This is a genomic window from Streptomyces sp. NPDC051909, from assembly GCF_040681095.1.
Taxonomy (GTDB): domain Bacteria; phylum Actinomycetota; class Actinomycetes; order Streptomycetales; family Streptomycetaceae; genus Streptomyces.
In genome coordinates, this window is the sequence record NZ_JBFAYA010000007.1 from 18,816 (window position 1) to 37,093 (window position 18,278).

General features: G+C 72.2%; 14 protein-coding genes, 1 other RNA gene and 2 pseudogenes. 9 read left to right on the top strand and 8 right to left on the bottom strand.

Annotated features, from left to right (window positions below; genetic code table 11):
- Window positions 1–26 precede the first annotated feature (26 nt).
- Window positions 27–1,673 (bottom strand): alkaline phosphatase D family protein, encoded by a 1,647-nt coding sequence (locus AB0M18_RS13025; protein ID WP_365757059.1) that lies wholly within the window; start codon window positions 1,671–1,673, stop codon window positions 27–29.
- Window positions 1,674–1,775: 102 nt separating this feature from the next.
- Here AB0M18_RS13025 and AB0M18_RS13030 point away from each other — a divergent pair, with 102 nt between their 5' ends.
- A complete protein-coding gene (locus AB0M18_RS13030) occupies window positions 1,776–2,570 on the top strand; it encodes an SDR family oxidoreductase (RefSeq protein ID WP_365757061.1) in 795 nt (264 codons plus the stop codon).
- Between the two features lie 32 nt (window positions 2,571–2,602).
- Here AB0M18_RS13030 and AB0M18_RS13035 read toward each other — a convergent pair whose 3' ends face one another.
- Complete coding sequence (locus AB0M18_RS13035; RefSeq protein ID WP_365757063.1) at window positions 2,603–2,932, bottom strand: nuclear transport factor 2 family protein; 330 nt, start codon at window positions 2,930–2,932, stop codon at window positions 2,603–2,605.
- 220 nt (window positions 2,933–3,152) lie between these two features.
- On the opposite strand from AB0M18_RS13035, the gene AB0M18_RS13040 reads away from it, so the two are divergent.
- Window positions 3,153–4,166: an excalibur calcium-binding domain-containing protein gene (locus AB0M18_RS13040; protein WP_365757065.1), complete on the top strand. Its 1,014-nt coding sequence runs from the start codon at window positions 3,153–3,155 to the stop codon at window positions 4,164–4,166.
- 127 nt (window positions 4,167–4,293) lie between these two features.
- Here AB0M18_RS13040 and rnpB read toward each other — a convergent pair.
- Together rnpB and AB0M18_RS13050 are read right to left on the bottom strand one after the other, a co-directional pair.
- Window positions 4,294–4,692: RNase P RNA component class A (rnpB, locus tag AB0M18_RS13045), an RNA gene on the bottom strand.
- A gap of 44 nt (window positions 4,693–4,736) precedes the next feature.
- On the bottom strand, window positions 4,737–5,315 hold the full coding sequence (locus tag AB0M18_RS13050; RefSeq protein ID WP_365757609.1) for a Uma2 family endonuclease: 579 nt from the start codon (window positions 5,313–5,315) through the stop codon (window positions 4,737–4,739).
- A 134-nt stretch (window positions 5,316–5,449) separates the two neighbouring features.
- Here AB0M18_RS13050 and AB0M18_RS13055 point away from each other — a divergent pair, with 134 nt between their 5' ends.
- Both AB0M18_RS13055 and AB0M18_RS13060 read left to right on the top strand, forming a co-directional pair.
- Window positions 5,450–6,184 carry a MerR family transcriptional regulator gene (locus AB0M18_RS13055; RefSeq protein ID WP_365757067.1) on the top strand — a complete coding sequence of 245 codons (735 nt, stop codon included), beginning with the start codon at window positions 5,450–5,452 and terminating at the stop codon, window positions 6,182–6,184.
- Between the two features lie 14 nt (window positions 6,185–6,198).
- Window positions 6,199–7,191 (top strand): hypothetical protein, encoded by a 993-nt coding sequence (locus tag AB0M18_RS13060; RefSeq protein ID WP_365757069.1) that lies wholly within the window; start codon window positions 6,199–6,201, stop codon window positions 7,189–7,191.
- Here the strand turns inward: AB0M18_RS13060 and AB0M18_RS13065 are convergent.
- Both AB0M18_RS13065 and AB0M18_RS13070 read right to left on the bottom strand, forming a co-directional pair.
- The gene (locus AB0M18_RS13065; protein ID WP_365757071.1) at window positions 7,136–8,578 is read right to left on the bottom strand and encodes an RNB domain-containing ribonuclease; all 1,443 of its coding nucleotides are present in this window, start codon (window positions 8,576–8,578) and stop codon (window positions 7,136–7,138) included. The genes AB0M18_RS13060 and AB0M18_RS13065 overlap by 56 nt on opposite strands.
- Window positions 8,579–8,855: 277 nt before the next feature.
- Window positions 8,856–9,923 carry a LacI family DNA-binding transcriptional regulator gene (locus tag AB0M18_RS13070; RefSeq protein ID WP_365757073.1) on the bottom strand — a complete coding sequence of 356 codons (1,068 nt, stop codon included), beginning with the start codon at window positions 9,921–9,923 and terminating at the stop codon, window positions 8,856–8,858.
- 164 nt (window positions 9,924–10,087) lie between these two features.
- Here AB0M18_RS13070 and AB0M18_RS13075 point away from each other — a divergent pair, with 164 nt between their 5' ends.
- The 4 genes from AB0M18_RS13075 to AB0M18_RS13090 are packed head-to-tail and all read left to right on the top strand — an operon-like array spanning window position 10,088 to window position 15,493.
- Window positions 10,088–11,413, top strand: a complete 1,326-nt coding sequence (locus AB0M18_RS13075; protein ID WP_365757075.1) for an extracellular solute-binding protein — start codon at window positions 10,088–10,090, stop codon at window positions 11,411–11,413.
- Between the two features lie 17 nt (window positions 11,414–11,430).
- Window positions 11,431–12,309 carry a sugar ABC transporter permease gene (locus AB0M18_RS13080; RefSeq protein WP_365757077.1) on the top strand — a complete coding sequence of 293 codons (879 nt, stop codon included), beginning with the start codon at window positions 11,431–11,433 and terminating at the stop codon, window positions 12,307–12,309.
- Between the two features lie 5 nt (window positions 12,310–12,314).
- On the top strand, window positions 12,315–13,160 hold the full coding sequence (locus AB0M18_RS13085; RefSeq protein ID WP_365757611.1) for a carbohydrate ABC transporter permease: 846 nt from the start codon (window positions 12,315–12,317) through the stop codon (window positions 13,158–13,160).
- 8 nt (window positions 13,161–13,168) lie between these two features.
- A complete protein-coding gene (locus AB0M18_RS13090; RefSeq protein ID WP_365757079.1) occupies window positions 13,169–15,493 on the top strand; it encodes a glycoside hydrolase family 3 N-terminal domain-containing protein in 2,325 nt (774 codons plus the stop codon).
- Window positions 15,494–15,559: 66 nt separating this feature from the next.
- Here the strand turns inward: AB0M18_RS13090 and AB0M18_RS13095 are convergent.
- Together AB0M18_RS13095 and AB0M18_RS13100 are read right to left on the bottom strand one after the other, a co-directional pair.
- Window positions 15,560–16,429 (bottom strand): annotated as a pseudogene (locus tag AB0M18_RS13095) (polysaccharide deacetylase family protein); the annotation flags it as partial.
- A gap of 15 nt (window positions 16,430–16,444) precedes the next feature.
- A pseudogene (locus tag AB0M18_RS13100) lies at window positions 16,445–17,146 on the bottom strand (glycoside hydrolase family 11 protein); the annotation flags it as partial.
- 350 nt (window positions 17,147–17,496) lie between these two features.
- Between AB0M18_RS13100 and yaaA the strand changes: the two are divergent.
- Entirely contained in the window at window positions 17,497–18,264 is a 768-nt protein-coding gene (gene yaaA / locus AB0M18_RS13105; protein WP_365757081.1) for a peroxide stress protein YaaA, read from the top strand.
- Window positions 18,265–18,278: the final 14 nt, after the last annotated feature.

Here is an 18,278-nt window from a genome sequence, read left to right on the forward strand (position 1 = left end):
TTGAAACCTTTCCCAGGTTACGTGGGTCAGGCGGGCCCGAGCCCGGGACTTCCGGCCTCCGTGACGAAGGACGCGGCGGTGGTGACCGGGGCGCCCGGGGTGGTGACGGCGGAGACGGTGCGGAAGTCGGCGCGGGCGCTGTCCTCGCCGAGGGCGACGGTCACATAGCCGCGCCGGCCGTCGTAGAACCTCATGTGCGGGTTGGCCCGGGTGAGGTTGTCGTAGTTGGCGGGGCGCTCGGAGCCGTTCTTGCCGCTGCTGACGGAGGTGGCGACGAGCTCGGTGCCGACGGTCCGGGAGGACGGGTCGCGGAAGTCCGCCTTGATGTCGAGGCCGTAGGCGACGTGCACGTCCCCGGTGAGGACCATCAGGTTCTCGACGCCGGCCGCCTCCGCTCCGGCGAGGATCCGCCGGCGGGAGGCCGGGTAGCCGTCCCAGGAGTCCATGGAGAGCTTGTACGCGGCGGTGGGCAGGTTGCGGCGCTCGGAGAACACGACCTGCTGGGGCACGATGTTCCAGGTGGCGCGCGAGGCCTGCCAGCCGTCGAGCAGCCAGCGCTCCTGGGTGGCGCCGGTCAGGGTGCGTGCCGGATCCTCCGACTCGGGCCCGGGCGTCCGCCAGCCGTCGCCGTACGCCTGGTCGGAGCGGTACTGGCGGGTGTCGAGGATGTCGAACTGGGCGAGCCGCCCGAAGCGCAGCCGCCGGTAGAGCCTCATGTCGGGCCCGGCGGGCCGCTGGGGGCGGCGCAGCGGCAGGTTCTCCCAGTACGCGCGGTAGGCGGCGGCCCGGCGGATCAGGAACTCCTCGGGCGGGACGCCGTTCTCGGGGATGCCGCCCGCGTAGTTGTTCTCGGTCTCGTGGTCGTCCCAGGTGACGGCGAAGGGATGGGCGGCGTGCGCGGCCCGCAGGTCGGGGTCCGTCTTGTAGAGGGCGTAGCGCAGCCGGTAGTCCTCGAGGGTGAGGGTCTCCCGGTCGAAGACGTCCGGCAGCCGGCGGTCGGTGTAGGCGCGGGCGCCGCCGGTGGCGTTGACGGCGTACTCGTAGAGGTAGTCGCCGAGGTGGAAGACGACGTCCAGGTCCTCGTCGGCGAGGTGGCGGTAGGCCGTGAAGTAGCCGTCGTGGTACGCCTGGCAGGACACGGCGGCGAACGTCAGGCTCGTGGGGCGGGCCCCGGGGGCGGGCGCGGTGCGGGTGCGTCCGACGGGGCTGCTCCAGTCGCCGACGAGGAAGCGGTAGAAGTAGTCGCGGCCGGGCGCGAGGCCGTCGGCCTCGACGTGGACGGTGTGGTCGAACTCGGGGTGGGCGAGGGCGGTGCCGCGCCGGAGCCCCCGGCGGAACCGCTCGTCGTGGGCGAGCTCCCAGGTGACGGTGACCCGGGCGTCGGCGGGCAGCCCGCCGCCGGTCTCGTACGGGCGGGGTGCGAGCCGGGTCCACAGGAGCGCGGAGCCGGGCTGGGGGTCGCCGGATGCCACCCCCAGGGTGAACGGGTTCTCGGTGATCCTGCGGCCGTCGAGCTCCGCGGCGGCGGCCGTGCCGGCGGACGGCAGGTTCACGGCGAAGGCGAGCGCGGCGGCGGCAGCGGTGGCGGTGAGGAACCTCCGGCGTCCCAAGTGCCGGGCGACGGCGCGCAGTTCGTGGGCGTACGCGTCGGTGTGGGCCGTTGTACGAGTCATGTACCCCTCCCCGGGCGGTTGTTGTCCGTCGGGTATTCGAGGGGGGCGGGACGACCCCACGTTGTCGGGTACAGAACATCCACGTGTCGGACGGATGAGTTCATGGGACACAGGTCTGCCGTACGCTGCCCGCCCATGAGCACAGCAGACGGTGCGGGCATCGCAGTGGTGACGGGAGCCGGCTCGGGCATCGGGCGGAGCGTGGCGCGGGCCCTCGCGGAGGCGGGCTGGTCGGTGGCGCTCGCAGGTCGCCGGGCGGCGGCCCTGGAGGAGACGGCGGCCGGCCTTCCGGGCGACCGGTTCCTGTGCGTCCCCACGGACGTGACGGTCCCCCAGCAGGTGACGGCCCTCTTCGAGGCGACCCGGGACCGCTTCGGCCGGGTCGACCTGCTCTTCAACAACGCGGGCACGTTCGCGGGCGGCGGGGTGCCGGTCGAGGACCTGGACCCCGAGGTGTGGCGTGCGGTCGTGGACGTCAACCTCACGGGCGCGTTCCTGTGCGCGCAGGCCGCGTTCCGGGCGATGAAGGAGCAGTCGCCGCAGGGCGGCCGGATCATCAACAACGGCTCCATCTCGGCACATGTGCCGCGCCCGCACTCGATCGCGTACACGGCGACCAAGCACGCGATGACGGGCCTGACGAAGTCGCTGTCGCTCGACGGGCGTCCGTACCGGATCGCCTGCGGCCAGCTCGACATCGGCAACGCGGCCACGGAGATGACGGCGCGGATGCGGACCGGGATCCTGCAGGCCAACGGCGAGGTGGCGGTGGAGCCGGTGATGGACGCGGCGGACGTGGCGGCGACGGTGGTGCACATGGCGGCGCTGCCGCTGGAGGCGAACGTGCAGTTCGCGACGGTGATGGCGACGGCGATGCCGTACATCGGGCGGGGCTGAGGGCGGGGCTGAGAGCCCCGCCCCGGGGATGGTTACGGGGTGGCCTGGCCGGTCTCGAAGCGGGCGATCCTGTCGCTCTCCACGGTGAACCGCCAGGCGGTGCGCATCGAGCCCCAGGTGTCGTTGGTGTAGGTGGCCACGAGGGTCCGGCCGCCGTCGGTCTCGTCCTCCACCTCCATGCGTCCGTTCGAGGAGAAGACCTCCCGCTCGGTCCAGTCGCGGAGGTTCCGCTCCGTACCGTCGTCGGACATGGTCGCGTCGGGGGTGAGGAGGCCGAAGAAGGCGTCCTTGTCGTTGGCGTTGAGGGCGGTCACGAAGGCGCGCACGACGGGGTCGGCGAGCTGCTCCACGGGAATCGTCATGCCCCCAGCGGTACACCGGCCGGTCCCGGTCGCGGCGGAACCTGGCCGGGGGTTCAGCCCTCCGGCGGCACCGACGGGGGCGACGGTATAGGACGAGGCCGGGTGGCGGGGCGGGCGCTGGGACCGGAAGGACCAATTCCCGAGTAAACGGTGAAGAGTGTGGACGTCATGTGTATGTTGAGCGACGCTCGATCCTCCGCACGGCCCGTGGAGTCCCGCCATGACGCAACCGCCGTACCCGCACTCGTACGCGCCTTTCTCCCCGCCCCCGCCCGCGCGGCGCTGGTGGCAGCATCCGGCGGTGGTCATCACGGCGCTGGTGGTGTTCCCGCCCGGCGGCATCGCGCTGGCATGGCTGAGCCGTTGGGCCCGGGGCCCGAAGATCGTCGCCACGGTCCTGGCGGGCCTGTGGTTCCTCGCGCCGTTCCTCGGCGACCCGCCGAAGGACGACGCGAAGCCGAAGACCGCGGCGCCGGCCTCGGCCACGCCCACGACCGCACCCCCGGCGGCCCCGAGCGCGCCGCCCAGCTTCGTGGGCCAGAACCTGCGGACGGCCAAGGCGGCGGCGCAGGCCGCCGGTTTCGCCACCGTCTCGCACGACGCGTCCGAGGCCGACGCCGGCCAGGCGGACGACAGCGCCTGGAAGGTCTGCTTCCAGGCCCCGGCGGCGCAGAACTCGGCCGCCCGCCCCGCCCTCGACTTCGCGGTGGTCCTGACCGAGGCGCCGTGCCCGGCGCGGGACGGCGACCCCGTCCCGTACCCGAAGATGCCGAAGGTCACCGAGCAGACCTTCGCGACGGCCTCCGAGACGCTGGCCCCGCTGGCCCTGCGGTCGGTCGAACCCGCCAGCGCCTACACGGACGTCCCGCTCCCCGCGACGGCCGACGACTGGACCGTCTGCCTCCAGTCCCCGGCCCCGGCCACCCCGATCGAGTCCGCGACGACGACCACGGCCCGCCTCCACCTCGCGGCCCCGGGCACCCCCTGCCCCCAGTCCCCGAAAACCCGCCTCCACCCGGCCCCGAAGCCCAAGCCGACCCCCAAGCCGACGCCCACGTACGACGGCGGCGACGGCTCGACGGGCGGCTCCGGCGGCTCCGACGACGACGGCACCGCCTACTACGCGAACTGCGCCGCCGCCCGCGCGGCCGGCGCCGCCCCGATCCGACGCGACGAGCCCGGCTACCGCTCGGGCCTCGACCGGGACGGCGACGGCATCGCCTGCGACAGCTGACCCTTCCCGGCCGGCGGTCCGAAGCCGGGATTCGTCGACGGCTCCAGAGCGGCGGCGGGCGACTGCCGGAGAAGTGAGCCGTACCGGCCCGTTGAACCCCGGTCGGTCCCGGGGGGAGAGAAAGAGGCAGACGAGTCGGGCTGTACGCCGGGTTCTGTACCCCGGGACCTCGCGGTCGTCGGGGCGACGGCCATCCATCTAGGACCGGCGTTGCCGCCGGTCTCGTGCGGTCTACCCGCGAACTCGGGCGGGCAGCCCTCGATCGTCCGCGCAGGGACACCGAGGTGTCCCCTTTTGACCTTGCTCCGGGTGGGGTTTACCGAGCCGCCTGAGTCACCTCAGGCGCTGGTGGTCTCTTACACCACCGTTTCACCCTTACCGAGGACCGAGGTCCCCGGCGGTCTGTTTTCTGTGGCACTGTCCCGCGGGTCACCCCGGGTGGCCGTTAGCCACCACCTTGCCCTGTGGAGCCCGGACGTTCCTCGGGAGGATCCGAGGATCCCCACGCGGCCGCCCGCCCGGCTCGTCTGCCGTGCCGACCATGTTACCTGGCGTGGCGGGCCGAGCCGGTCAGAGGAAGTCGGCCGTCTCCAGGTCGAAGCCGAAGGGCTCGGGGAGAGGGAGGGGCTTACCGAAGGGCACGGTGTGCGCCTCTCGGTAGTCGCCGTTCTTCGGGTTCGTGAAGAGTGTCAGGGCCGAAGCATCCCGATCCACTAGGAGGTAGATCGGGATGCCGCCCCGGGCGTAGCAGCGGCGCTTGGTCTCTCGGTCGATCTCGGCGCGACGGGAGGTGACTTCGAGCACCATCGCGACGCCGTCGCAGGGCATCCAGGAGTCCGCGCCCCCGAACAGATCACGATTGGCCGGGGCGAACGTGACATCCGGGATGAAGTGGTTCCTGGGAAGATCCGGGGCGCTCTCCAGCTTCAGGCCCTTGTTGCCCGAGAAGTCCATATCGGTCCGTGCGAGCCGCAGGACCTGCCTGACCATCCGGCTGATGTACTTCTCGTGGTCCCCGTCCGGCGGCGGTGTCACGACAATCTCCCCCTCGATCAACTCCGCTCGGAAGCCCTCCGGCGTGCCCAGCGCCAGGAAGCCCTTCAGCAGGACGTCGGCCTGCGTGAGTGGTTCGTGCGTCATGGCAGTCATGTCGTGATCGTCGGACATCGAGGCACCCGCCGTCCCTGGGATCGATCGTCGTTCCCTCGATCGTGGCACATGATCCGCGAGCCGCCTCGGAGACCGCTTGACCTTGTCGCAGCGTCAAGGTTTCTACTGGACGCATGCGAATCGGCGAGATCGCCGCGCTCGTCGGGGTGACCCCGCGGGCCGTGCGGCACTACCACCGGACGGGGCTGTTGCCCGAGCCCGCGCGGCGGGCGAACGGGTATCGGGAGTACGGGGTGCGGGACGCCGTGCTCCTCGCGCGGATTCGGCGGTTGACCGAGCTGGGGCTGGGGCTCGACGAGGTCGGGGACGTGATCGCGGACGACGCGGGGCGGGAGCTGGTGGAGGTCCTCGAGGAGCTGGACGCGGATCTGGGGCGGCAGGAGCGGGTGATCCGGGAGCGGCGGGCGCGGCTCGCGGAGCTGCTCGGGCAGGCGCGGGAGGGGCGGCTCGGAGCCGAGGGGCCCGTGTCGCCGCAGCTCGCAGGGCTACTCGCGGACCTCGGGGACAGCGGGGCCGGGTCGCCGATGGCGGCGAAGGACCGGGAGATCCTCACCCTGCTCGACACGGTCGTCCCGGAGGAGGAGCGGGACCGTTTCATGGAGCTGATGCGCGGGGCCGCCCCGCACGCCCCCAAGCTGTACGCCCGGCTCGACGCCCTCGCCGACGCCGCGCCCGACGACCCCCGGGTCGCCGAGGCCGCCGCCGCGCTCGCCCGGGTCCTGCCGGACGGGCTCGCCGTGGAGGTGCCCGACGGCGGGCTCGCCGACACGTTCTTCGGCGACCTCGCGCCCGCCCAGGCCGCCGTCGTACGGCAGGCGCTGCGGCTCGTCGCGGAGCGTGCGGCATGAGGATCGCGCAGAGCATGCGGAGGTACCTCGTGTACGCGCTGCTGCCCGCCGAGCTCGTCCTCGCCGTCTGTCTCGTCGCCGGGGTACGGATACCCCCGGCCGTCCTCACCGGCGCCGAGGCGGCGTTCGTCCTGCTGCTGCTCGCGAACGGTCTGGGGCCTGTCCGGGGGATCAGGGCCGGACAGGCCGCGGGGTCTGGTGCGGTACATCGCAAGGCGCCGGAGCGTCTCGATAGCTCCGCTATCGAGACGCTTCGGCAACGCGGCGAGGTGCCGTGCCAGGCGTCGCGGACCCGGCCAAGATCCGCCGGACAGGCCCCAGCCTTCCTCCGGCTGCGGCGGCGCGGTCTGACCGCCCGCGAGGCCCTGCACGCGCTCGTGCCCGAGCCGGCGCTGCGGCTGATCGCGCACGAGCTGCGGCTCCTGGCGAGCCTCGGCCGGTGGGTCGCCCGGCGCCCGGACCGGGGCGGGCCGGACACGGTGGCCGCGTTCGGGCACGCCCGGGACCAGGCCGCCCTGATGTACGGCTTCGCCTTCGTCTGCGTCGTCGAGAGCGTCGGCATGTCGTACCTGCTCGCGTCCTGGCCCGTCGTCCACGCCGTCGTCCTCGTCCTGGACGTCTACACCGTGCTGTTCGTGCTCGGCCTGCACGCCGCCTCCGCGACCCGCCCGCATCTGCTGACCGCCGACGCGCTGCGGGTCCGGCAGGCCGGGCACGTCGACGTGCGCGTCCCGCTGGAGCGGATCGCCGCCGTGCGGCGCGAGTCGCTGTTCTCGCACGAGAAGAGGGACGGCGAGCTGAACCTGGCCGTCGGGTCCCAGACCTCGCTCACCCTGGAGCTCGGCGAGCCGGTCGACGCGCCCCGGCTGCTCGGCGCACCGCGTCCCGTACGCGTCGTGCGGCTTCACGCGGACGACGCCCGTTCGATGCATCGGGCCCTCACCGAGACCCTCACGCAGGCGCGAACAGCACCTTCGCCCGTCCCGGATCCGCCTGTGTCAGCCTGACCCGCAGCCACTCGCCGAGCGGCAGCCGCCCCTCGCCGCTCTCGATCCGCGCCACCACCGCCGGCCGCTCCAGGTGCACGGTGCCGACGGCCGGCTCGCGCTCCTTCACATCGATCACGTACGCGTCGAAGAGCTCGCCGATCCGGCCGCTGAGCAGCGCCGCCTCCACGATGTCGACGCTCTCCCGCTCGACCGTGTTGGCGCGGCGCGAGCCCGAGGCCATCTCGTCGGGCAGGGCCGGGAGCGCCGCCCGTGCCCACTCCGGCGGTTCCTGCCCGGCCACCGCCGACACGCACAGCTCCCCCGCGTACCGGTCGACGAGCCGTCGCAGCGGCGCCGTGCAGTGCGTGTACTCGTCGGCGACCGCCGCGTGCATGGCCGGGATCGGCAGGTCGCCGTCGGTGAAGACCGTGTAGCCGGCGCCGCGCAGCAGGGTCGTGCACTCCTGCAGGAAGGCGGCGTGCCGCGGCTCGGCGGGGTCGAGGGAGCGGACCACGTCCGCGTACGAGACGTGGTGCGGCCAGTCCACGCCGAGCGCCTGCGCGGAGCGGCGCAGGCGGGCGACGGCGCCGTCCGGGGCGGTGGGCAGGGTGCGCAGGATGCCGGTGCCGGCCGCGGTCATCAGGTCGGCGGCGGCCATGCCGGTGAGCAGCGAGATCTGCGCGTTCCAGGCGTCGGCGGGCAGCGGGGCGCGGTAGGCGAGCGAGTAGGTGTGGTCGTGCTCGACGACCTCCTGCTCGGGGACGTTGAGGGAGATCCCGCCGCGTTCGCCCTCGAGGCGTTCGCGCAGGGTGCCGATCTCGCGGAGCAGCGCGAGGGGTTCCTCGGCGGTGCCGGCGTCGATCCGCCGCTGCACGCCCGCGTAGTCGAGCTTGGCGCGACTGCGGACGAGCGCCCGGCGCACGTCGGTGGCGACCCGCCGGCCGTCGGCGTCGAGGTCGATGCGCCAGAGGAGGGCGGGGCGGGGTTCGCCGGGGAGGAGGCTGGCGACGCCCTCGGAGAGCACGGCGGGGTGGAGGGGGACCTTGCCGTCGGGGAAGTAGAGGGTGAGGACGCGGCGGTGCGCCTCGGCGTCGAGCGCGCCGCCGGGGGTGACGAAGGCGGCGACGTCGGCGATGGCGTAGTGCACGCGGTAGCCGCCGCCGGCCCGTCGCGCGAGGTGCATGGCCTGGTCGAGGTCCGTGGAGGTCGGCGGGTCGATCGTGAACATCGGCAGGTCGGTGGCGTCCCGCCCGGGCAGCCGGGGCGCCTTGGCCGCGGCCTCCGCCTCGGCGAGCACGTCGGCCGGGAACTCGTCCGGAACCCCCAGCTCGGTCCGGAGTGCGCGCAGCGCGGCCCGCAGCGGGGCCTCCGCGGCGCCGGTCACGCGAATGTGGCGGCGGGGCATGGACCGAGCGTAGGGCGGGGACGGTGCCGCGGCACCCCGGGGGGCGGGTACCCCGGGGCGGGTACCCGCCCGGCCCTCGGCCTCGCCGGGAGCCCGGCTCGCCTCGGCGCGCCGCGCGCCCGCCCGGGCCGCGGCACGTCGGTGCGGGCCGGCATCCGGCGGTGTGCGGCACCGCTCGGCCTTCGGCGAGCCCGGTGCCTCAGCGCGTGCCCGGTGCCTCAGCGCGACCCGGGTACCCGGCCGGTGCGGGTGTGGCGCCCCGGCGAGCGGCGTCCCCTCACTCCACCCCCTGCCCCGGCGGCACCGTCGCCGTCACCGTCCGGGCCGACGGCGGGGCCGTGCTCTTGCGGACGACCAGGCTCGTCGCCAGTTCCAGGCGGGTCACCGCGGGCTCGCCGGCCCGCAGGCGCAGGAGCATCTGGACGGCCTCCTCGCCCATTTCGCGCAGGGGCTGGTGGACGGTGGTGAGGGCGGGGCTCGACCAGCGGGCGATCATCACGTCGTCGTAGCCGACGACGGAGAGGTCCTCGGGCACGCGCAGGCCGCAGACGCGTGCGGCCTCCATGACGCCGAGGGCCTGGAGGTCGCTGCCGGCGAAGACGGCCGTGGGGCGGTCGGGGAGCTGGAGGAGCTCCATGGCGCGGGCGTAGCCGCCCTCGACGTGGAAGTCGCCGAAGCGGACGAGGGAGGCGTCGTGGTCGAGGCCGGCCATGTTCAGGGCGGAGCGGTAGCCGTCGAGGCGGGCGAGGGAGCAGAGCATGTCCTCGGGGCCGGTGACGATGCCGATGCGCCGGTGGCCGAGGTCGATGAGGTGCCGGGTCGCGGCGACGCCGCCCGACCAGTTGGCCGAGCCGACGGACGGCACGTCCGGTGCGGGGTCGCCCGCCGGGTCGATGATCACGAAGGGGATGGAGCGCGCGCCGAGCTGCTGTTTGACGGCGTCCGGGAGGGAGGAGAACACCAGGATCACGCCGATCGGCCGGCGCTGGAGGACCCCTTCGATCCAGTCCGGCGCGGGGGCGTGCCGGGTGCCGCTCTCGGTCAGGACGACGCTCGCCTGATGCGCCTTGGCGAGGTTCTCCACGCCCCGGATCAGCTCCATGGACCACACGCTGTCGAGCTCGTGGAAGACGAGTTCGATGAGCGGCGCCTCCCGGGCGGCGCGGGTGGTGCGCCGGTACGAGTGGGCCTCCAGGAGCCGTTCCACCCGGCCGCGCGTGGCGGGTGACACGTCCTGCCGGCCGTTGAGGACCTTCGAAACTGTCGAAAGTGACACGCCGGCCTTCTCCGCCACCTCCGCCAGCGTGATCCGCCTTTTCGCCTCACCAGCGTCACCATCTCGCATCCGAGCAGCATAGGCACCGCTCTTCGCCCCCAACCTCCCCCGAATAGTCACGCTTTGATAACGCGTGACCGAAGGGTTGACCCGCCCGACGGCCCGACCTTAGCGTCCCGGCCGACATGAAATTTCGGAAACCGGAGCGAAACACTTTCGAAAGGCGGCAGCTCATGGAGCCGATCAAGCGACAGCGACGCGCACAGTTCCTGAGAACCGCCGTCGTCGGCGGGGCGTCGCTCGCCATGACCCTGTCCCTGGCCGCCTGCGGCGGCGGCTCCTCGGACTCGGCCGGCGGCGACGCGGACACGATCCACGTCCTGGTGTACGGCGACGCCACCAACAAGGTGGAGAAGCAGCTCGTCGACACCTTCAACAAGACCTCGAAGGTCAAGGCGGTCCTCGACACCATCCCCGGCGCCGACTACCAGACGAAGCTGCAGACCGTCATCAGCGGCAAGCAGGCGCCCGACCTCTTCTTCAACTGGGGCGGCGGCAGCATCAAGCCCTACGTCGACGCCGGTCTGCTGATGCCGCTCGACGACTTCATCGCCAAGGACCCCGGCCTGAAGTCCAAGTTCCTGCCCTCGGTCTTCAACACCGCGGTCGTCGACGGCAAGCCCTACGGCGTCCCCATGCGCGGCACCCAGCCCGTGCTGCTGTTCCACAACAAGAAGGTCCTGGCCGAGGCCGGCCTCACCGCCCCGCGCACCTGGGACGAGCTGCTGACCGCCGTGCGGACGCTCAAGGCCAAGAAGATCACCCCGATCGCCCTCGGCGGCGCCGACCAGTGGCCCACCCAGATGTGGTTCCAGTACCTCTACGACCGGGTGGCCTGGCCCGAGCTCTTCCAGAAGGCCGTGAACGGGGACAAGGACGCCTGGGCGAGCCCGGACAGCAAGAAGGCCCTCGGCATGATCAGGGAACTGGTCGACGCCGGCGCCTTCGGCACCAACTACGACTCGGTCAAGTTCACCGACGGCGGCTCCCCCACCCTCCTCGCCACCGGCAAGGCCGCCTTCGAGCTCATGGGCTCGTGGGAGTACTCCACCCTCCAGGACGCCCACCCGGACTTCGTGAAGACGGACCTGGGCTACGGCTCCTTCCCGACCCTCACCGGCGGCAAGGGCAGCCCGGACAACCTCGCCGGCAACACCAACAACTTCTACTCGGTCCTGAAGAAGACCCGGCACCCCGAGGCCGTCGCCGAGTTCCTGAAGCTCATGTATTCGGACGACTTCGTCAAGGCCCAGCTCGGCATCGGCAACCTGCCGACCACCACCAACACCCCGACGTTCCTGGCCGGTTCGGCCAACCCCGCGTACTCGACGTACCAGTACGACCTGGTCGCGAAGGCCCCCGCCTTCCAGCTCTCCTGGGACCAGGCCTACCCGCCCGCCGCCTCCACCACGATCCACCAGGCCGTCCAGCAGTTCTTCAACAGGCAGTCGGACGCGGACGCCTTCATCGCCGCCATGCAGAGCCTGCCCGCGGCCTGACCACCGGGACGCCTCAGATGACCACCCCCGTGGGCCGCCCGGGCTTCGCCTGGGCGGCGCCCGCCGCCGTCTTCTTCGCCCTGTTCGCCCTCGTACCGCTCGCCCTGGTCGCCGTGCTCTCCTTCACCCGCTGGAACGGCCTCGGCTCCCCCGAGTTCGCCGGCCTGGAGAACTGGGACAGACTGCTCGACGACCCGGTGATGGTGCAGAGCCTCTGGCTCAGCCTGCTGCTCACCGTGCTCGGCGTCCTCGTCCAGACCCCGATCAGCATCCTGCTCGGGGTCTGGGCGGCCGGCCACCAGCGCAACCGGGCCGTCCTCTCCGCGATCTACTTCGTCCCGCTCCTGCTGTCCATCACCGCGGTCTCCGTCCTGTGGCGCGCCGTGCTCGACCCCAACTTCGGCGTGCCCTCGCAGGCCACGTGGCTGTTCGGCGACGGCAATCTGCTCGGCATGCAGGCCGGCGCCGTCGGCGTCCTCGTCTTCGTCAGCACCTGGCAGTTCACCCCGCTGCACACGCTGATCTACCAGGGCGCCGCCCGCGCCGTCCCGCAGGTGCTCTACCAGGCCGCCCAGATCGACGGCGCGGGCACCGTCCGCCAGTTCTTCCACATCACCCTGCCGCAGCTGCGCAACAGCATCGTGACCTCGGTGATCCTCATGGTCGTCGGCGGACTCACCACCTTCGACACGGTGCTCATCCTCACCCAGGGCGGCCCCGGCACCGACACCACCAACAGCGCCTACTACATGTACCAAAAGGGCTTCAAGAACTTCGACTTCGGCGCGGCCTCCGCCATCGCACTGCTCCTCGTCCTCGTCGCCACCCTCGTCTCCCTGGTCATGGTCCGCCTGACCGGCTACGACAAGATGCGCAGCACCATGGAGGGCGTGTGAGCCGAATACCGAGCCCCCGTCCGAAGGCCCGCCCCACGACCCGCCCCAACCACCTCGCCGGATTCGGTTCGCTCATCTGGCTGTTCGTGGTCGGCCTGCCGCTCTACATCATGCTGGTCGCCACCTTCCAGACCCGCGCCGACTACGCCGCGAACGGCCCCCTGTCCTTCCCCCAGCACTTCACCCTCGACAACTACGTCAACGACCTGAACGACGGCTTCGGGCAGTACTTCCTCAACACGGTGATCGTCACGGTCTGCGTCGTCGGCATCGTCCTGCTGCTCGTGCCGCCCCTCGCGTACGCCATCGTCCGCAGCGACGGCAAGGCCACCGGCCGGGTCTTCCGGCTCTTCCTGCTCGGCCTCGCCGTCCCCTCCCAGGCCGTGATCGTCCCGATGTTCTACCTGATCAACGAGGCGGGTCTGTACGACAGTCTCATCGGCGTCGTGCTGCCCACCGCCGCCTTCGCCATGCCCGTCTGCGCCCTGATCCTCACCGGGGTCATGCGGGACATCTCCCCCGAGCTCTACGAGGCCATGACCCTCGACGGCGCCTCCCCCCGGCGGATCTTCCTCCGCCTCGTCGTGCCGCTCTCCAAGGGCGGCCTGTCCACCGTCGTCGTGTTCTCCTCGCTCCAGGCCTGGAACGGCTTCCTGTTCCCGCTGGTGCTCACCCAGTCCACGGAGAACAAGGTCATCACCATGGGCCTGTACGACTTCCAGACCGAGCACGGCGTCGACATCCCCGGCCTCCTCGCCGCCGTCGTCCTGTCCATGCTCCCCGTCCTGTTCGTGTACCTGTTCGCCCGACGCGCCCTGGTCCAGGGCCTGATGGGAGTCGGAGGAAAGTGACCGTTCCCATGACCGACGACATGACTTCCCGGGTCGACACGCTGATCCGCGAGATGACCCTGGCGGAGAAGATCGCCCAGCTCTTCGGCGTGTGGGTCGGCGCCTCCGACGAGGGCGCCGAAGTCGCCCCGCACCAACACGACATGAAGGAGACCGTCGACCTCGACGCACTGCTGCCCGAGGGTCTCGGCCAGCTCACCCGCCCCTTCGGCACCGTCCCCGTCGACCCCGCCCTCGGCGCCCTGTCCCTGATGCGGACCCAGACCCGGATCGCCGCGTCGAACCGCTTCGGCATCCCGGCCCTCGCCCACGAGGAATGTCTCGCGGGCTTCGCCGCCTGGGGCGCCACCGCCTATCCCGTCCCGCTGTCCTGGGGCGCCACCTTCGACCCCGCGCTCGTACGGGAGATGGCCGCGGCCATCGGCCGGGACATGCGCTCCGTCGGCGTGCACCAGGGGCTCGCCCCCGTCCTCGACGTCGTCCGCGACGCACGCTGGGGACGGGTCGAGGAGACCATCGGTGAGGACCCGTACCTGGTCGGGACCGTCGCCACCGCCTATGTCCAGGGCCTGGAGTCCGCCGGGATCGTCGCCACCCTCAAGCACTTCGCCGGCTACTCGGCCTCCCGGGCGGGCCGCAACCTCGCCCCCGTCGGCATGGGCGCCAGGGAACGCGCGGACGTGATCCTGCCCCCGTTCGAGATGGCGGTACGGGAGAGCGGCGTACGGTCGGTGATGCACGCCTACACCGACACCGACGGCATCCCCTCCGCCGCCGACGAGCGGCTGCTCACCGGCCTGCTCCGGGACACCTGGGGCTTCGCCGGCACGGTGGTGGCCGACTACTTCGGCATCGCGTTCCTGAAGAACCTGCACGGTGTCGCCGGCACGTACGGTGAGGCGGCCGGGACCGCGCTCGCCGCCGGTGTCGACGTGGAACTGCCCACCGTCCAGGCCTTCGGCGCCCCGCTCTACGAGGCGGTCGAGGCGGGCCGCGTGCCCGAGGAACTCGTCGACCGCGCGGTCCGGCGGGTGCTGCTGCAGAAGGCCGGGCTCGGGCTGCTCGACCCCGACTGGAGCCCGGTCCCCGCGGTGCTGCGCGAGGCCGACACCACGGCCGGTCCCGGTGTGTTGCGGGGCACGGTCGACCTCGACCCGGCCGCGAACCGCGAGCTGGCGGGTCGGGTCGCCGAGCGGGCGATCGTCCTCCTCCGCAACGACGGCATCCTGCCGCTCGCCCAGCCGCCGGTGCCCCGCCGGATCGCGCTCATCGGCCCGAACGCCGACGCCCCCACGGCCGTCCTCGGCTGCTACTCCTTCCCGGTGCACGTGGGCGGGCAGCACCCCGAGACGCCCCTCGGCATCGAACTGCCCACCCTGGCCGAGGCGTTGCGGACCGAGTTCCCCGACGCGGAGATCCTCGTGGCCCCCGGGACCGGGATCGACGACTCCGCGACGGACGGCTTCCCGGAGGCCGTGGCGCTCGCGCGCGACGCCGACCTCGTGATCGCGGCCCTCGGCGACCGCGCCGGGCTCTTCGGGCGCGGCACCAGCGGCGAGGGCTGCGACGTGGAGTCCCTCGTCCTGCCCGGAGCGCAGGAGCGACTGCTCGACGAGCTGCTCGACAGCGGTACGCCGGTGGTGACGGTCCTGATCGCCGGCCGGCCGTACGCGCTCGGGCGCGCGGCCGACGAGTCCGCCGCCGTGCTGCAGTCCTTCTTCCCGGGCGAGGCCGGGACGGGCGCCCTCGCCGCCGTGATCGGCGGGCGGACCGCACCGAGCGGCCGGCTGCCGGTCAGCGTGCCGCGCCGGCCGGGGGCCCAGCCGTCCACGTATCTGTCCGCCCGGCTCGGCCACAGCAGCGAGGTGTCCAGCATCGACCCGACGCCGGCGTTCGGCTTCGGGCACGGTCTGACGTACACGACCTTCGCGTGGAGCGATCCGGAGGTGGAGCGGGCCGAAATACCGACGGACGGCGCCTTCCGGCTCGCCCTCACCGTGGAGAACACGGGCGGGCGGGCCGGCACCGAGGTCGTCCAGCTGTATCTGCACGATCCGGTGGCCTCCGTGGTCCAGCCGGTGCAGCGGCTCATCGGGTACGTACGCCTCGACCTGGCGCCGGGAGAGCGGCGGCGGATCGGTGTCGTCGTCCCGGCGGACCTGGCGTCGTTCACCGGCGCGGCGGGGACGCGGATCGTGGAGCCGGGAGCGCTTGAACTGCGGTTCAGCGCGTCCAGCACCGAGCCGCGGCTGACCGCGCGGGTCACCCTGACGGGCCCGGTGCGGGAGCTGGACCATCTGCGGCGGCTGCACGCCGACTTCGAGATCCGCTGAGGGAGAGCAGGCGGTGAAGGGCCGGCCCCGCTGAGCGGGGCCGGCCTCACTGCCGTCGGTTACGGGTCAGGCTGCGCTGCACGAGACCGTGGGCCACGTCCAGTTGCCGTTGTGCTGGATGGTCATGCCCCAGTTGTCGCCGCTGCCGTTGGGCCTGGCCACGAGGGTCTGGGCGTTCGGGTAGGAGGCGGTGATGTTCCAGGTCGACAGGACCTTGGCGGGCGAGGGCACGTTGACGGTGACGGTCCAGTCGGTGGAGCCGCTCACCGAGACGTTGAGGTTGTAGCGGTCGCTCCACGACTGCCCGGCCGACAGGGTCGCCGTACAGCTGCCCGTACCACCGCCACCACCGCCACCGGAGCCACCACCGTCGGGGGCGACGGCCCGGCCGGTCGTCGGCGAGATCATCCCGGCGCACAGGTTCTTGCTCGCCAGGGTCTGCGCGATCCGCGGGATCGCGGCGAGCGTGTTGGCGGGCCAGTCGTGCATCAGGATGACCTGGCCGGCGGTCATCCGGCCCACGGCCTGGACGATCGCGTCGGTGCTCGCGTTGTTCCAGTCCTGGGAGTCGACGTCCCAGATGATCTCGCGCAGGCCGAATCCGGCCTCGGCGGCCTTCAGCGTCGCGTTCGTCTCGCCGTACGGCGGCCGGAACAGCGTGGGCGCGGGGACACCGGCCGCGGTGAGGGCCTGCTGGGTGCGCGAGATCTCCGACTCCATCTGCGCCTGGCTCAGGGTCGTCATGTGCGGGTGGGTGTAGCTGTGGTTGGCCACCCACATGCCGGCGTCGGCCTGCGCCTTGACCATGGCGGGGTTCGCCGCGGCGTACTGCCCCTGGTTGAACATGGTGGCCCGCAGGCCGTTCTGCCGCAGGGCGTCGAGGAGTTGGCGCGTGGTGGCGGACGGGCCGTCGTCGAAGGTGAGCCCGACGTATCCGGCAGAGCAGGAGGTGCCACCCCCGCCACCGCCGGAACCGGCGCCGTCGACCGTGATGTTGGAGCTGCCGCTGCTCTGGTATCCCTCGGTCGCCATGATCATGTAGTTCATGGTGCCGAGCTGCATCCCGGCCCGGGCCCAGGCGTCGAAGTGGTTGCCGGTGGTGATGGTGCCGCCGGTCCGCTTCTGCTGCCGCACGCTCCAGTACTGGTCGAAGGTCCTGATGCCCTCGATCGACGGGGCGTTGTAGCGGGTGGTCCTGTAGATGTCGTACGTGCCGCCGTCCGAGGTGACGGTGCCCTTGAACGTGCCGGTGGGCCGGTAGGTGCCCCAGTTGTCGACGATGTAGTACTCGACGAGCGGGTTGGTGGTCCAGCCGTAGAGCGCGAGATACGCGTTGCCGGAGGTGGTGAAGGTGCCGGTGTAGTTCACCGCCCGGCGGCCGCCGGTGGCCCAGCCCTTGCCGGCCACGAAGTTCCCGGTGTTGTTCCACTGCGTGCCGTACTGGCCGCCGGAGCCCATGCTCATGGACACCGTGCCCTGACTGTCGGTCCAGAAAGAGTAGTAAGAGCCGTTGTTCGTGCCGGTCTGGTTGGTCGTGACGACGGTGTCCGCGCTGGCGGTGCCGGGCAGCAGTAACGCCGTCAGGAGCGAAAGGACGAGCGCGCAGGCGGCTCGGGCGAGGGTGACGGGACCCCCGGGCCTGGTTTTCCGCATGGTGATGTTGCCTCCTCATGTGCGCCGTTGGACGGGACAGAGCGGGGTGAAGGACATCAACGTGAGTACGTGGCGGGATCCGCCAGCGAGGAATATCCGGCTCCCGTCATCCGATGTCAACACTTTCGACATATGGCACGAAAGTTTCGAGCAGGTGGGTTTGGGCCGCTCGTGGCCCTGCCCAGCCCCTTCGCCCGACAGGTGGCCCCCGGACGACACCGGAATCTCCGGACATCCGGCCGGATCGGCACCACACGACGAAAGCTTTCGTCCGGCCCGGGGCGGGTCACCTCGTACGCTGGGCCCCTGGGGCCGCACCCCCACCCCCGTACGTACGAAGGAGAACCGCCGTGCTCGTCCTGTTGCCGCCCTCCGAAGGCAAGGCCTCCTCGGGGCGCGGGGCGCCGCTCAAGCCGGAGGGGCTGTCGCTGCCGGGGCTCGCGGAGGCGCGGGCGGCCGTGCTCGACGAGCTGGTCGAGCTGTGCGTCTCCGACGAGGAGAAGGCGCGCGAGGTGCTCGGCCTGAGCGAGGGGCTGCGCGGCGAGGTCGCCAAGAACGCCGAGCTGCGGACGGCCGGGGCGCGCCCCGCCGGGGAGGTCTACACGGGGGTGCTTTACGACGCCCTCGGCCTGGCCACGCTCGACGCGGCCGCCCGCCGGCGCGCCGGGCGCTCGCTGCTCGTCTTCTCCGGGCTGTGGGGCGCGGTCCGGGTGACCGACAGGATCCCGTCGTACCGCTGCTCGATGGGTGTGAAGCTGCCCGGCCTCGGCGCGCTCGGCGCGCACTGGCGCGGCGCCATGGCCTCCGTACTGCCGGAGGCGGCGGGCGACGGCCTGGTCCTGGACCTGCGTTCCTCGGCGTACGCGGCGGCGTGGAAGCCGAAGGGCGAGGTGGCGGCGCGGACGGCGACGGTGCGGGTGCTGCACGCGCCGACCCGGAAGGTGGTCAGCCACTTCAACAAGGCGACGAAGGGCCGGATCGTGCGCAGTCTGCTTGAGGCGGGCGCGGCGCCGGGCGGGGTGCCGGAGCTGGTGACGGCGCTGCGGGACCTGGGTTACGTGGTGGAGGAGACCGGGAAGCCGGGCGCCCTCGACGTGCTCGTCGACGAGATCCACTGACGGGCCACCAAGGT